Source organism: Pseudomonas sp. Gutcm_11s (assembly GCF_028649395.1).
Lineage (GTDB): Bacteria > Pseudomonadota > Gammaproteobacteria > Pseudomonadales > Pseudomonadaceae > Aquipseudomonas.
This window is the reverse complement of sequence record NZ_JAQSUW010000011.1, coordinates 321,131-335,811: the sequence shown is the minus strand read 5'-3', so window position 1 is coordinate 335,811 and position 14,681 is coordinate 321,131. Positions and strand designations below refer to the sequence as shown.

The window sequence follows — 14,681 nt, the reverse complement described above, 5'->3', positions numbered from 1 at the left end:
GATCAGCTATCCACTTTGAGTACGGCGAGGAAGGCTTCCTGCGGGATTTCCACGCTGCCTACCTGTTTCATCCGTTTCTTACCGGCCTTCTGCTTCTCCAGCAGCTTCTTCTTACGGCTGACGTCGCCACCGTAGCACTTGGCCAATACGTTCTTGCGCAGCGCCTTGACCGTGGTCCGGGCGATGATCTGGCCACCGATGGCCGCCTGGATCGCCACGTCGAACATCTGCCGCGGGATCAGCTCTTTCATCTTCTCGGTCAGCACCCGGCCCTTCTGGTGGGCACGGTCACGGTGAACGATGAGCGCCAGGGCGTCGACCTTCTCGCCGTTGATCATCACATCCAGGCGCACCAGGTTGGCCGACTGGAAGCGGTCGAAGCTGTAGTCCAGCGAGGCATAGCCACGGCTCACCGACTTCAGGCGGTCGAAGAAGTCGAGCACCACTTCGTTCATCGGCAGGTCGTAGGAAACCTGTACCTGACTGCTGAGGAACTGCAGATCGCGCTGCACGCCGCGCTTCTCGATGCACAGGGTGATGACGTTACCCAGGTGCTCCTGCGGCACCAGGATGTTGGCCCGCACGATCGGCTCGCGCATATCGAGGATGCCGGCCGGATCGGGCAGTTTGGACGGGTTGTCGACGGACAGCGTCTCGCCGTTCTTCATCTCGACTTCGAAGATTACCGTCGGCGCCGTGGTGATCAGGTCCAGGTCGTACTCGCGCTCCAAGCGCTCCTGGATGATCTCCATGTGCAGCATGCCGAGGAAGCCGATACGGAAACCGAAGCCCAGAGCGTCGGAGCTCTCAGGCTCGTACTGCAGCGCAGCATCGTTCAGGGTCAGCTTCTGTAGGGCTTCGCGGAAGTCCTCGAAGTCGTCGGAGCTGACCGGGAACAGGCCGGCGTATACCTGCGGCTTGATGCGCTTGAAGCCCGGCAGCACATCCACGTCCGGGGTATTGGACAGGGTCAGGGTGTCGCCCACCGGGGCACCGTGGATATCCTTGATACCGGCAATCACGAAGCCCACTTCGCCGGCCTTGAGGTCGGCGGTCTCGGTGTGCTTCGGGGTGAACACGCCAACGCTGTCGATCTGGTGCGTCTTGCCGGTGGACTTGACCAGGATCTTGTCGCCCTTCTTCATCCGGCCATTCTTGACCCGAACCAGGGAAACAATGCCCAGATAGTTGTCGAACCAGGAATCGATGATCAGGGCCTGCAACGGCGCTTCGATGTCACCTTCCGGCGGCGGGATCACCTGGACCAGACGCTCCAGCACATCGATCACGCCCATGCCGCTCTTGGCGCTGCAAGGCACCGCGTCGGTGGCATCAATGCCGATGATGTGCTCGATCTCGTCTTTGACCCGTTCAGGCTCGGCCTGGGGCAGGTCCATCTTGTTCAGCACCGGCATGACCTCGAGGCCCTGCTCGATGGCGGTGTAGCAGTTGGCCACGGACTGGGCTTCGACGCCCTGACCGGCGTCGACTACCAGAATCGCACCCTCGCAGGCGGCCAGGGAGCGGCTCACCTCGTAGGTGAAGTCGACGTGACCGGGGGTATCGATGAAGTTCAGCTGGTAGGTCTTACCGTCCTGCGCCGGGTAGTGCAGGGTTACGCTGTGGGCCTTGATGGTGATGCCACGCTCACGCTCAAGATCCATGGAGTCGAGGACCTGGGCCTCCATCTCGCGATCGGACAAGCCGCCACAGATCTGGATGAAGCGGTCGGCCAGGGTCGACTTGCCATGATCGATGTGGGCGATGATGGAGAAATTGCGGATATGACTCAGGTCACTCACGGATCAACACTCGAAAAAGCCGCAGGCAGGCTGCCCGCCGAAAAATAGCCGGGGATTCTACCTGATCGGCGACTGACCCGTCACGAGCAGGCATGAAAAGGGCGGCCGCAGCCGCCCTTTTCGCCAACAACCCGCCTTACTCGGCCAGTTTGAAGGTAATGAAGCTGGCACGCCCCTGGCGCAGTACGCGCATGGACACGGAACGATTGACCGGCAGGGACTTGGCTACCTTGGCAAAGGTGGCAGCCGAATCGATGGCCTGGTTGTTCAGGTGCGTCACGACATCGCCTGGGCGCAGGCCGATCAGCGCCGCCGGACCGCTCTGCACTTCACGAATCACCACTCCGCCGCGCAGATCGAAGGCTTTTTTCTGCTCTGCGGTCAGTTCGGTCACAGAAACGCCGAGGCGATTGCTGCTGCGCTCTACGCCCGCCGCATCACCCGTGGCAACCGCCTCGTCACCATCCTCAGGCAATGCACCGATGGCCAGCTTGAGGGTCTTGCGCTCACCCTCGCGCACGACCTCCAGAGAAGCCTGATCCCCGGGCTTGAGCGCCCCGACCAGATGCGGCAGGTCCGCAGACATGATGATCGGCTGGCCGTTGAGGCTGAGGATCACATCGCCCACCTGTAGGCCGCCCTTGGCCGCCGGGCCATCTTCCAGCACCTGGGCCACCAGAGCCCCCGCCGGCTTATCCAGTCCGAACGATTCGGCCAGATCCTTGTTCACTTCCTGAATCACCACGCCCAGCCAGCCGCGGCTGACCTTGCCTTCGCTCTTCAGCTGATTCGCCACATCCATGGCCACATCGATCGGGATGGCAAAGGACAGCCCCATGAAGCCACCGGAGCGGGTGAAGATCTGCGAGTTGATCCCGACCACTTCACCATCCAGGTTGAACAGCGGACCGCCGGAGTTGCCCGGGTTGATCGCTACATCGGTCTGGATGAACGGCACATAGCTCTCGTTCGGCAGGCTGCGGCCCTTGGCCGAGACGATGCCGGCCGTCACCGAATGATCGAAGCCGAACGGCGAGCCAATCGCCAGCACCCACTCGCCGACCTTCAGCTTCTGCGATTTGCCCAGCTTGACGGTGGGCAGGCCCTTCCCTTCGACCTTGAGCAGTGCCACGTCGGTGCGTGGGTCGGCGCCAATCAGCTTGGCTTCCAATTCGCTGCGATCAGACAGACGCACGATGATCTCGTCCGCATCCGCCACCACATGATTGTTGGTCAGCACATAGCCGTCATCCGAGATGATGAAACCAGAGCCAAGAGACTGCGCCTCGCGTTGGCGCCCGCCGCCTGGGCTGCGGGGCATCTGCGGAATGTTGCGCTCGAAGAATTCCCGGAACATCGGCGGCAGCCCCTCCAGATCGGGCACCTGCCCCTGGGCAGCCACTTCCCGCTGCGACAGGTTCTGCCGCGTACTGATGTTCACCACGGCCGGCGAGGCCTCCTCCACCAGTTCGGTGAACTCGGGCAGCTCGGCACGAGCCAGGGACACTTGCCCCAGCAGCAACAACGCGAAAAGACCGGACAACGAGGATTTCAGGCTAAGCATCGACTTCAGCTCCATCCACTCAGAAGATCAAAAGATTGTGTAGCAGATACAGCAAGGCCGGCTCAGGGCTATCAACCGCCCGGAGCCGGCCCATGTAAACGACTGCTCACTGCGCCGTGCTCTCGACGGTCGCAGCTGTCTGCGTCTGCATCGATAGGGCAACCCGCTCAGCGGTACCCAAGGGGATCTCACCTACTACCGTAACCATCATGTCGCCGTCAGCAGTGCTCATGCGCCGGGACACCACCGCGGTCGGACCGAGCTGGCTGCGGGCATCCTCGACACGAGCGCCGTGCAATGGCTCGAGGAACACTGTGAAGCGCGCCAGCCCATCACCGTAGAGCAGGCAGGCCACCGGGTCGGCGGAGGCCGGACTGTGGCGCTGGAGCGCCTGACTGAGTTCGAAGCCGGGCGGCACCCAGCCAGCCTTCCAGGCCTCCGGCAGCTCGGCCACCTGGCTGAAGCTGACCGGCTTGCACTCGTCGCCCGGCCGCAATGCGGCCTCGTCGAACTTGTCGATCAGATTCAGGCTGACGAACTGGAAGCGCTCCAGCAGCTGCCCCTTTTCGCTGATCAGCAACGACTTGAGCGGCAATGCAGTCTCGTCGTCCAGATGCAGTTCGAAAGCGTAACGGTGCTGATCGCGCGGGATCAGCGCCAGCACGGTGGCTGCACGCCCGGCCACGCGCGAATGGCCCAGCACACGCATGTCGTAGCGCTGCTCCAGCTGAGCGGCGTTCAGATCACGCGCAGGCCATTGCACGTCCACAGCCTGCTCGGCCAGTGCACCACTCATGCACTGCGGCTTGCCATTGACACTCAGCACTTCTTGCTGCGGACCATCGAGCTGCAGCAGGCGCTCCGTCACACCATCCGCACCACCTCGATGCCAGATGCCGTGAGTGGAGAAGCTGCCATTGCGCTCGTAGACGAAAGTACCCTGAAAACTCTGCCGATCAGCCTGGGCCAATCGCTGCAACCAAGTCTCGGCAGCCTGCACTGGCAAAGCCAGACAGCTGCCGAGTAATGCGATTAAGGGGATGACGCGCATGTACCCTCTCAGCGATTTTCCAGACTAGCGGCCCGGGCGTATGGCAGGGCGGAATCGGCACCGGTGGCAGCGGCCTGCTGTGCATGCTGACGCAGGTACGACGGCAGGCGCTGCTCGTGCCAGCCGGAACTGGCCCGCTCGGCACTCTGCTGCAACGGCGTAGCCGACGACTCGGTGTAGCCCGCCAGCACCGCCGGACCTTGCACCTGAGGCAGGGTCAGGCTCGGCTGTACCTGCTGCGCCATTTGCGCACCGGTCAGTTCGTCCTGATTGTAGAAGCGCACGCCGGCCAGCACTGCCAGAGTCACCGACGCAGCTACCGCCACACGCCCGACCATGCGCCACGGGCCCTTGCTGGCAGCCGGAGTGGGCAAAGCCTCATCGGCCAGCGCGGCAGAGACGGCAGCAGCGATATCCAGGCGCGGCTCCAGCAACTCTTTATGCATCACGGCGCGAGCGATCTGGTAGCGCGACCAGGTGCCTCGCAATTGGGCATCGTCGCCAGCAGCCGCCAGCACTCGACGCAACTCCAGTTCGTCCGCTTCGTTATCCATCACCGCGGACAGCGATTCCTGCAGGGCTTCACGACTCATGGTGTTTCCTCTCTTGGCTGTCGCCGCTGTCTCACATTCAGGCTTCCTGCAGCAGCGGCTGCAGGGCTTTGTCTATGGCCTCACGAGCCCGGAAGATCCGGGAGCGCACAGTACCGACCGGGCACTGCATGACGCTGGCAATGTCCTCGTAACTCAGACCGTCGAATTCGCGCAGGGTTAATGCCGTACGCAAGTCCTCCGGTAGCTGCTGGATGGTCCGGTGCACAGTGGACTCGATCTCATCCCGCAGCATGGAACGTTCCGGTGACTCGATATCCTTGAGTGCATGATCGCCGTCGTAGAACTCCGCATCCTCGGCGCTGACGTCACTGTCCGGCGGCCTCCGGCCGCGCGATACCAGGTAATTCTTCGCCGTGTTGATGGCGATGCGGTACAGCCAGGTATAGAAAGCGCTGTCACCGCGAAAATTACCCAGCGCACGATAGGCCTTGATGAACGCTTCCTGCGCCACATCCTGGGCCTCATGGCTGTCATGAACGAAACGCACTACCAGGCCGAGAATCTTGTGCTGGTACTTGAGTACCAACAGGTCGAATGCACGCTTGTCGCCGCGCTGCACCCGCTCGACCAACTGCTGATCGTCTTCCTGGGCTAGCATGAATACTCCTCGTCCGTTCTGGAGGGGATCTGCGCCGACCAGTCTGTCGATCTGCCAAGATAGACTCGGGCGTTGTGCAAAAGTTCTCCCCTCCGAATAAGCACTGCGCAGAGCCATGCATGGCTCTCGCACACATTGCAGCGTCCCGCTGGAACGCTGCTCGAATAATCCGATCCGATACCACTGCCGCAGTCATACGACCGGCAGTTCCGGCAACTGTCGTTGGAACTTGAACGACTAAGAAAGTTCCAGAGCGCATCAGTACGTCATAAGCCTAGCTATTGTGCCGGCCACCCCCTCTATATACTAGGCGCCGCCATTTCGACTCCCCCGCGGAAGCAGCAGTAGATGAGCCAACACTATCAGCACGACGTCCTGGTCATCGGCAGTGGCGCTGCCGGCCTGACCCTGGCCCTGACCCTGCCCGAGCACCTGCGCATTGCCGTGCTCAGCAAGGGCGACCTGGCCAATGGCTCCACCTACTGGGCCCAGGGCGGCGTGGCGGCAGTGCTGGACGATGCCGACACCGTGGAGTCGCACGTTGCCGACACGCTCAATGCCGGTGGCGGCCTGTGCCGCGAAGATGCCGTGCGTTTCACCGTAGAGCACAGCCGCGAGGCCATCCAGTGGCTGATCGAGCAAGGCGTGCCCTTCACCCGTGACGAGGAACAGGACCGCGAGGACGGCGGCTTCGAGTTCCACCTCACCCGCGAAGGCGGCCACAGCCACCGGCGCATCATCCACGCCGCCGACGCCACCGGCGCGGCGATCTTCAACACCCTACTGCAACAGACCCGCAAGCGCGCCAACATCGAATTGCAGGAGCAGCGCGTGGCGGTAGACCTGATCACCGAGCGCAAACTGGGCCTGCAGGGTGAGCGCTGCGTCGGGGCCTACGTGCTCAACCGCAACAGCGGCGAAGTCGACACCTACCACGCACGCTTCGTGATTCTCGCCACCGGCGGTGCGGCCAAGGTCTACCTCTATACCAGCAACCCGGACGGGGCCAGCGGCGACGGCATCGCCATGGCCTGGCGCGCTGGCTGCCGGGTCGGCAACCTGGAATTCAACCAGTTCCACCCGACCTGCCTGTACCACCCGCAGGCCAAGAGCTTCCTGGTCACCGAGGCCCTGCGCGGCGAAGGCGCGCACCTCAAGCTGCCCAATGGCGAGCGCTTCATGGCGCGCTTCGACGCACGCGAAGAGCTGGCCCCGCGCGACATCGTCGCCCGCGCCATCGACCATGAGATGAAGCGCCTGGGCGTGGACTGCGTGTACCTGGACATCAGCCACCAGCCGGCCGAGTTCGTGAAGGCGCACTTCCCCACCGTCTACGAGCGCTGCCTGCAGTTCGGCATCGACATCACCCGCCAGCCCATCCCGGTGGTGCCGGCGGCGCACTACACCTGTGGCGGCGTAGTCGTCGACCGCCATGGGCACACCGACGTACCCGGCCTGTATGCCATCGGCGAGACCAGCTTCACCGGCCTGCATGGTGCCAACCGCATGGCCAGCAACTCTCTGCTCGAGTGTTTCGTCTACGCGCGCTCAGCGGTCGAGGACATCGTCGCCCAGCTGGACCGGGTACCGATGCCCCAGAACCTGCCGACCTGGGACGCCAGCCAGGTCACCGACTCCGACGAGGACGTGATCATCGCGCACAACTGGGACGAACTGCGGCGATTCATGTGGGACTACGTCGGCATCGTGCGCACCAACAAGCGCCTGCAGCGCGCCCAGCACCGCGTGCGTCTGCTGCTGGACGAGATCGACGAGTTCTATTCCAACTACAAGGTCAGCCGCGACCTGATCGAGCTGCGTAACCTGGCCCAGGTCGCCGAGCTGATGATCGAGTCGGCCATGCTGCGCCGCGAGAGCCGCGGCCTGCACTACACCCTGGACTATCCGGACATGCTGCCGGAGGCCCACGACACTATTCTGGCGCCGCCCACCTACGCCGGCTGAACCTCAGGCGCACCCGCAGCCGCCGGTGCATGTCGCGCGGCAACGCATCTCTCGGGATGCACAGACCGCGCACCCGCCACTCGCCGACCAGACGAAAGCGCAACACCACGACCAGCGGCAGTGCCAGGCTGTCCGGGCGCAGCTGCACGGGCTGCCAGCCATCACACCTGCTGAACAGCTGCCAGCCACTCTCGTCGCGACGCAGGCCGGTAAAGGCACGGGGATGATTCAGCAGCACCTGACGCGGCAATGCCCAGGCGGCATGCAGCAGGCAGGCGCATGCGCCGATCAGGGCGGCCCAGAGCGGTAGTTCGATGAGAAACAGGGTGATCAGCGCCAGGGACAGCGCCGACAGGTAGATCGCCAGCAGCAGGCGCGAGGCCTGCCAGTGGCATTCGAAGGCATCACTTCGGCTGGACACGATCCAGGATCATGCGAACGATGTGCCGCAGATCGGCATCTTCCGGCTCACCGCGCTGCATGAACCAGCCGAACATGTCCTGATCCTCGCACTCCAGCAGCTTGCGGTAGCGCGCCTGATCCTCGGCATCCAGGCTGGCATAGACCTCCTTGACGAAGGGCACCAGCAACACGTCCAGCTCCAGCATGCCGCGGCGGCTGTGCCAGAAGAGTCGGTTCAGTTCGGTAGCGTCGGCCATACAGCGGCTCCTGTGCAAAGGGGCGCAGTATAACGGCGCGACGCGCGCTCGGCACCCGCTGACAAGGCGCCGGGCGGCCTCTATGATGACGCCCTGACTTTTTGACCTGCGATCGCCCATGGCCGACTCCGCCTTCTTCACCCCGCTGAATCACGAATCCCTGCTCGCCGTGCGTGGCCCGGACGCCGCCAAGTTCCTCCAGGGCCAGCTCACCTGCAACCTCAATTATCTCGACGAACGGACATCCAGCCTCGGCGCGCGCTGCACGCCCAAGGGCCGCATGATCTCTAGCTTCCGCATCCTGCAGGATGGCGACGGCTACCTGCTGGCACTGGCCAGCGAGCTGTTCGAAGCGCAGCTGGCGGACCTGAAGAAATACGCGGTGTTCTCCAAGTCGACCCTCGCTGACGAATCCGCCAGCTGGGTGCGTTTCGGCCTGTCCGGCGGCGATAGCGCCCTGCTCGCCCTGGGCCTGGATCTGCCGCAGGACGCCGATAGCGTGGCGCGCGGCGATGGTCTAATCGCCATTCGCCTGCCTGGCGGCCACGCCGAGCTCTGGGCGCCAGCGGATCAGGCCGAGCGCCTGCGTGGCCAACTGGCTGCGCAGCTGCGCGAGGCGCCACTCAACGACTGGCTGCTCGGCCAGGTCCGCGCTGGCATCGGCCAGGTGTTCGGCGCCACCCGCGAGCTGTTCATCCCGCAGATGATCAACCTGCAAGCGGTCGGCGGCGTCAGCTTCAAGAAGGGCTGCTACACCGGCCAGGAGATCGTCGCGCGCATGCAGTACCTCGGCAAACTCAAGCGCCGCCTGCAGCGCCTGAGTCTGCAGGCCGATGAGCTACCCGGCATCGGGACCGAACTGTTCTCCCCAGTGCATGGCTCCAGCGTCGGCGAAGTCGTGCTGGCGGCCCAGTCCGAGCAAGGCAGCGAGCTGCTGGCCGTGCTGCAGGAAGACGCCAAGAGCGATGGCCGCATCCACTTGGGCAGCGCCGACGGCCCCGCCCTGACGCTGCTCGAATTGCCTTACCAGCTGGACGCAGATCGCGAAATCCAGCGCTGAATCAAAAAGCTGATGCGTGCTCCGGGGCAAACGCGGTACAACCCGGGGCATACCTGAACAATGGCCGCTGCAGAGCCTAAACTGAAGCAGCCGAGCGACCCGAGAACCGAAATGAGCAAGCTTGCCGAAAAAGTCCAGGAAGAACTGATCCACGCCATCGAGAACGACGAGCTGGTGCTGCCTACCCTGCCGGAGGTGGCGCTCAAGGTGCGTGAGGCGGCGGAAGATCCGAACATCAGCATTCCTGCCCTGAGCAAGGTCATCGGCAACGACGCGGCGCTGACCGCGCGCATCATCAAGGTGGTGAACAGCCCGCTGCTGCGCACCAGCAAGGAAATCACCGACCTGCAGATGGCAGTCAGCCGCCTCGGCATCAACTACACCTGCAACCTGGCCACCGGCCTGGCCATGGAACAGATGTTCCAGGCCACCAGCGACGTGGTCGACCGCAAGATGCGCGAAGTGTGGAACAAGAGCACCGAGATCGCCGGCATCTGCCACGTGCTGTGCCGCCACTACACTCGCCTGCTGCCCGACCAGGCCACCCTCGCCGGCCTGGTCCACCAGATCGGCGTACTGCCGATCCTGACCTACGCCGAAGAGAACAACGCGCTGCTGGCCGACTCGATCAGCCTCAACCACGTGATCGAGAAGATTCATCCGATCATCGGCGACAAGATCCTGCGTGCCTGGGAGTTCCCCGAGCCGATCGCCATGGTCCCCGGCCAGTACCTGGACTTCAGCCGCAACTCGGCCAAGGTCGATTACGTGGACATCGTCCAGGTCGCCACCCTGCAGAGCTACCTGGGTAGCGAGCACCCTTACACCCAGCTGGACTGGAGCCAGGTTCACGCCTTTGCCAAGCTCGGCCTCGACCCGAACGTCGACATGCAGGCAGACGAAGACCTCTCCGCCGCCATGGAGGCCGCTGCCAGCATGCTGCAATAAACTCGCAGCATGCCGAGTCCATCCTGACTAGACTGCCAGCATGCCTGCTACCGCTTGATAGCGGGCGGCGATAGAAGCCGTACGCCGCGGAGCCAATGGAATTGGCTCCGTACCGCTCAGCTCAGGGGAAGGAAACGTGCCATGCGCTTGTTGTCGCTGCTGTTCACTCTGCTCCTCCCGCTTGCCGCCACCGCCGACGAGATTCGCCTGACCAACGGCGAATGGAGCCCCTACCTCGGCCAGGACCTGCCACACCACGGCGTTGCCTCGCGCATCGTCGAAGAGGCCTTCGCCCTCGAAGGCGTGCAGGTCACCTGGGAGTTCTACCCCTGGGCTCGCGCCCTGCACAACGCCGAACTGGGCAAGAGCGACGGCAGTGCCGTATGGCTGCGCAGCCCCGAGCGCGATGAGGCGTTCTTCGTCAGCGATGCAGTGGTGGAAAGCAGCTATCACCTGTTCCATCGCAAGGACCACCCCTTCGACTGGGCCGCCGCGAAAGACCTAGCCACCCTGCGCGTGGGCGGCGCCATCAACTACGACTATGGCCCGGACTTCCAGAGTGCCGAGAGCGATGGTCTGATCCGGGTGAAGCGCCTGAGCAACGAGGAACAGGCGATGCGCATGCTGCTGGCCGGCCGCATCGACGTGCTGCCGATGGACAAGGTGGTGGCCTTCGACATGCTGCACAGCAAGTTCAGCCGCGCCGAGCGCGCGCAACTGTCCTTCCACCCCCTGCCGCTACGCAGCGACAGCCTGCACCTGATGCTCTCCCGCCAGGTACCGGGCAATGCCGAACGCATCGCCCAGTTCAACCGCGGCCTCAAGGCCCTGCAGGACAGCGGCAAGGTCAGCCAGTACCTGCTGGAAGTGCAGCAGCCGCTGAGCCTGGCCTACTGAGCCGGCGGGAAAGTCACCCGCACCAGCAGCCCACCCAGCGCGCCCTGTCCCAGCTCGATCTCGGCGCGGTGCGCGCGGCAGATCTCGCCGACGATCGCCAGCCCGAGTCCTGCCCCGGTGCCCTGGGCATTGCTGCGATAGAAGCGCTCGAACACCCGCTCACGCTCCTCCGCCGGAATGCCAGGCCCGTCGTCCTCCACCTCCAGCAGCGCCGGCGTCAGCACGCGCACCACCACGTTGCCGCCCGGCGTGTGCACCAGCGCGTTGTCCACCAGGTTGTAGATCAGCTCGTGCAGCAGCATCGGCTCGCCGCGCAGCCAGACCTCGGCGTCCGCCTCCAGCGCCAGAGTGACGCCTCGCTGGTGCGCCAGCGGCGCCAGGGCCATGCCTAGCTCGCGAGCCAGCGGGGTCAGGTCCAGGCGCCCCGCACCACCCTCGGCGACGGCCCGCGCCGCACGTTCAATGCGCGCCAGCGACAGCAGCTGGTTGGAAAGATGGGTCAGGCGGTCGGTGCTCTGCGCGGCCTTCTCCAGCGTGCTGTACCAGCGCTCGGGTTCACGCTCGCGCAGGCCCAGTTCGATACGCGCCTTGAGCGCGGCCAGCGGCGTACGCAATTCGTGGGAGGCGTCAGCGATGAACTGCGCCTGGCGCTCGAACTGCTGGCGCAGGCGCTCGGTGAAGTGGTTGAGCGAGGCCACCAGCGGGCGCAGCTCGTCCTGCACCTGCACCATCGGCAGCGGGTCCAGGTCATCCGGCTGGCGTTCCTCCACCGCCGAGCGCAGGCGCTCCAGCGGGCGCAGCGCGGCACTCACCGCCAGCCACACCAGGGCCAGGCTGACCAGCGCCAGCAGGCCCATGCGCCACAGGGTGTCGAGCAGCAGGCCCTGGGCCATGCGTACCCGTGCAATGTCGGTCTCGGCCACGCGGATCTCGGCGATGCCATTCATCCCCGGCTCGGAGACGGGCTGCAGCAGGCTGACCACGCGCACTCCGACACCATCGAACTCGCCATCGTAGAAACGCGCCAGCGCCGGGTAGTCGTCGGTCCGTGGCGTCTCGGATGGCGGGTCCGGCAGGCCTTCGTAGCCCGACACCAGGTGCCCGTCGAGGTCGCTGACCTCATAGAAGATGCGCCCCTCGAGGTCGTAGGCGAAGGGGTCCAGCGCCACATAGGGCACGTCGGCGCGCAGCTTGCCTTCCTCGGTGTAGAGGCCGTCGGCAATGGCCCGGGCCGAGGCCAGCAGAGTACGGTCGTAGGCCGCGTCGGCCGCATGCCGGCCGTTCCAATAGGCGCTCAGGCTGCCGATCAGCAGCGGAATGGCCAGCAGCGCGGCCAGGCGTCGCAGCAGCCGGCCACGCAGGCTGCCGGCACCGAACTCACTCACTGACGGCTTCCAGCAGGTAGCCCAGGCCACGGAAGGTGACGATGCGCACCGCCGCGCCCTCGAGCTTCTTGCGCAGGCGATGGATATAGATCTCGATGGCGTCCGGGCTGGCCTCCTCGTCCAAGCCGAACACCTGGTCGGCCAGCTGTTCCTTGCTCATTACCCGCCCCGGCCGGGCGATCAGCGCCTGCAGCACGGCCTGCTCGCGGGAGGTCAGGGTCAGTGGCTGCTCGTCCAGAGTGAAGCGCTGCGTGCCGAGGTCATAGACCAGTGCGCCGCAGCGCTGCTGCTGCTCGCCGCCGAGCACGCTACGGCGCAGCAGCGCCTTGACCCGCGCCTCCAGCTCGGTCAGCTCGAAGGGCTTGGCCAGGTAATCGTCGGCGCCCAGGTTGAGGCCGTGGACGCGGTCCTTCACCTCGCCGCGTGCGGTCAGCATCAGCACCGGCAGGGTCTTGCCACGGCCGCGCAGGTGGGCGAGCACCTCGAAGCCGTCGCGCCGCGGCAGGCCCACGTCGAGCACCGCCAGGGCGTAGTCCTCGGTAGCCAGGGCATGTTCGGCGGCCACCCCGTCGTGCAGCACATCGACGGTCAGGCCGGCGCCACGCAAGGCCTGGGCCACGCTTTCGGCCAGGGGCAGATGGTCCTCGACCAGCAGGATTCGCACGGCAGCACACTCCACGACCTTGTAGTTATGCAGCCGAGTTTAACCAGCAAGCGGGCGCTGTGAAGGCCGTGGCGACTTTCTTTCACGCTGAAAGCCTGGCGAAAGCTTCGCTGCCTAGGATCGCGGTCAGGGTGGCAAGAACCACCCATCAGAGTGCCGGACGCGTGGTTGCCCCGGCGCGACAAGAACAACAATCGGAGACCACCTGCATGCGCATCGCACTGCCTGCGAACCGCCTCGCCCTGGCTATTCTCGCCAGTTCTGCTGCCACGACCAGCCAAGCCGCTTTCGTCGAAGACAGCAGCGCCACCCTCACCACGACCAACATCTACCTCAATCGCGACTTCCGTGAAGGCACCGGCCAGAACAAGCGCGAGGAATGGGGCCAGGGCTTCCTGCTCGACATCCAGTCCGGCTACACCGAAGGCACCGTCGGCTTCGGCCTGGACGCCCTCGGCATGCTCGGCGTCAAGCTCGACTCCGGCGGCGGCCGCACCGGCACCGACCTGCTGCCCGTGCAGGACGACGGCGGTACCCCGGACGAGTTCGGCCGCCTGGGCCTGACCGGTAAGGTCAAGGTCTCCAAGACCGAGTTCCGCTATGGCTCGCACATCCCCGAGCTGCCGGTGGTCAAGGCCAGCGACAGCCGCCTGCTGCCGCAGGTGTTCGAGGGCGGCCTGCTCAGCTCCAGCGAGCTCGACGGCCTGAGCCTGCTCGGCGGCCGCCTGGACAAGGTGATCGACCGCGCCTCGACCAACTCCGAAGACATCATCCTCAACAGCAAGAACAGTCGTTTCGCCGGTGGCGTGACCGCCGAGCACATGGACCTGGCCGGCCTCGACTGGACCTTCGCCAAGGGCATGACCGCGCGCTACTACTACGCCGACGTCGAAGACATCTACCGCCAGCACTTCCTCGGCCTGCTGGCCAGCCAGCCGCTGGGAGGCGGCAGCCTGAGCGCCGACCTGCGCGTCTCGATCAGCGACGACAGCGGCTCGGCCAAGGCCGGCAAGGTCGACAACAACGCCTGGAACGGCCTGGTCTCCTACGCCCACAGCGGGCACAAGGTCGGCCTCGGCTACCAGCACCTGAGCGGCGACACCGGCTTCGCCTACGTCGATGGCAGCGACCCGTTCCTGGTCAACTTCGTGCAGATCAACGACTTCGCCAACGCCGAGGAACGCTCCTGGCAGGCGCGCTACGACTTCGACTTCGCCACCCTCGGCGTGCCTGGCCTGAGCTTCATGACCCGCTACATCAAGGGCGACAACGCCCAGGTGGCCGGCAGCAGCGAAGAAGGCAGCGAGTGGGAACGCAACACCGAGGTCAAGTACGTGGTGCAGAGCGGCCCGCTCAAGGACCTCTACGTGCGCCTGCGCAACGCCAGCTTCCGTTCCAGCTTCGCCCGCGATGCGGACGAGAACCGCGTGATCGTCGGCTACTCCCTGCCGATCTGGTGAGCCACAATAAAACT

14 protein-coding genes are annotated in these 14,681 nt (G+C 64.8%); 5 read left to right on the top strand and 9 right to left on the bottom strand.

Features of this window, described 5'->3' with window-relative positions; genetic code table 11:
- Nucleotides 1–2 precede the first annotated feature (2 nt).
- The 5 genes from lepA to rpoE form a co-directional block, all read right to left on the bottom strand.
- Nucleotides 3–1,802 carry a translation elongation factor 4 gene (gene lepA / locus PTT45_RS08415; RefSeq protein WP_273812643.1) on the bottom strand — a complete coding sequence of 600 codons (1,800 nt, stop codon included), beginning with the start codon at nucleotides 1,800–1,802 and terminating at the stop codon, nucleotides 3–5.
- Between the two features lie 136 nt (nucleotides 1,803–1,938).
- A complete protein-coding gene (locus PTT45_RS08410) occupies nucleotides 1,939–3,366 on the bottom strand; it encodes a DegQ family serine endoprotease (RefSeq protein ID WP_273812642.1) in 1,428 nt (475 codons plus the stop codon).
- A 106-nt stretch (nucleotides 3,367–3,472) separates the two neighbouring features.
- Nucleotides 3,473–4,417: a MucB/RseB C-terminal domain-containing protein gene (locus PTT45_RS08405; RefSeq protein WP_273812640.1), complete on the bottom strand. Its 945-nt coding sequence runs from the start codon at nucleotides 4,415–4,417 to the stop codon at nucleotides 3,473–3,475.
- Nucleotides 4,418–4,425: 8 nt separating this feature from the next.
- Nucleotides 4,426–5,010 carry a sigma-E factor negative regulatory protein gene (locus tag PTT45_RS08400; protein ID WP_273812639.1) on the bottom strand — a complete coding sequence of 195 codons (585 nt, stop codon included), beginning with the start codon at nucleotides 5,008–5,010 and terminating at the stop codon, nucleotides 4,426–4,428.
- Nucleotides 5,011–5,047: 37 nt separating this feature from the next.
- On the bottom strand, nucleotides 5,048–5,629 hold the full coding sequence (gene rpoE / locus PTT45_RS08395) for an RNA polymerase sigma factor RpoE (protein WP_043309407.1): 582 nt from the start codon (nucleotides 5,627–5,629) through the stop codon (nucleotides 5,048–5,050).
- Between the two features lie 348 nt (nucleotides 5,630–5,977).
- Between rpoE and nadB the strand changes: the two genes are divergently transcribed.
- A complete protein-coding gene (gene nadB / locus PTT45_RS08390; RefSeq protein ID WP_273812637.1) occupies nucleotides 5,978–7,594 on the top strand; it encodes an L-aspartate oxidase in 1,617 nt (538 codons plus the stop codon).
- Here nadB and PTT45_RS08385 read toward each other — a convergent pair.
- The gene (locus PTT45_RS08385) at nucleotides 7,563–8,015 is read right to left on the bottom strand and encodes a protein YgfX (RefSeq protein ID WP_273812636.1); all 453 of its coding nucleotides are present in this window, start codon (nucleotides 8,013–8,015) and stop codon (nucleotides 7,563–7,565) included. The genes nadB and PTT45_RS08385 overlap by 32 nt on opposite strands.
- Complete coding sequence (locus PTT45_RS08380) at nucleotides 7,999–8,253, bottom strand: FAD assembly factor SdhE (protein ID WP_273812635.1); 255 nt, start codon at nucleotides 8,251–8,253, stop codon at nucleotides 7,999–8,001. The genes PTT45_RS08385 and PTT45_RS08380 overlap by 17 nt, the downstream gene beginning before the upstream one ends.
- Nucleotides 8,254–8,371: 118 nt before the next feature.
- Between PTT45_RS08380 and ygfZ the strand changes: the two genes are divergently transcribed.
- From ygfZ to PTT45_RS08365, 3 genes are all read left to right on the top strand, one after another.
- Nucleotides 8,372–9,313: a CAF17-like 4Fe-4S cluster assembly/insertion protein YgfZ gene (gene ygfZ, locus PTT45_RS08375; RefSeq protein WP_273812634.1), complete on the top strand. Its 942-nt coding sequence runs from the start codon at nucleotides 8,372–8,374 to the stop codon at nucleotides 9,311–9,313.
- A gap of 111 nt (nucleotides 9,314–9,424) precedes the next feature.
- Nucleotides 9,425–10,261, top strand: a complete 837-nt coding sequence (locus tag PTT45_RS08370) for an HDOD domain-containing protein (RefSeq protein ID WP_273812633.1) — start codon at nucleotides 9,425–9,427, stop codon at nucleotides 10,259–10,261.
- A gap of 141 nt (nucleotides 10,262–10,402) precedes the next feature.
- The gene (locus tag PTT45_RS08365) at nucleotides 10,403–11,158 is read left to right on the top strand and encodes a substrate-binding periplasmic protein (RefSeq protein ID WP_273812632.1); all 756 of its coding nucleotides are present in this window, start codon (nucleotides 10,403–10,405) and stop codon (nucleotides 11,156–11,158) included.
- On the opposite strand, the gene PTT45_RS08360 is transcribed toward PTT45_RS08365, so the two are convergent.
- Nucleotides 11,152–12,543: a sensor histidine kinase gene (locus PTT45_RS08360; protein ID WP_273812631.1), complete on the bottom strand. Its 1,392-nt coding sequence runs from the start codon at nucleotides 12,541–12,543 to the stop codon at nucleotides 11,152–11,154. The genes PTT45_RS08365 and PTT45_RS08360 overlap by 7 nt on opposite strands.
- On the bottom strand, nucleotides 12,536–13,207 hold the full coding sequence (locus PTT45_RS08355) for a response regulator (protein WP_273812629.1): 672 nt from the start codon (nucleotides 13,205–13,207) through the stop codon (nucleotides 12,536–12,538). Before PTT45_RS08355 ends, PTT45_RS08360 begins: the two co-directional genes overlap by 8 nt.
- A 209-nt stretch (nucleotides 13,208–13,416) precedes the next feature.
- Between PTT45_RS08355 and PTT45_RS08350 the strand changes: the two genes are divergently transcribed.
- Nucleotides 13,417–14,667: an OprD family porin gene (locus PTT45_RS08350; protein ID WP_273812628.1), complete on the top strand. Its 1,251-nt coding sequence runs from the start codon at nucleotides 13,417–13,419 to the stop codon at nucleotides 14,665–14,667.
- Nucleotides 14,668–14,681 lie beyond the last annotated feature (14 nt).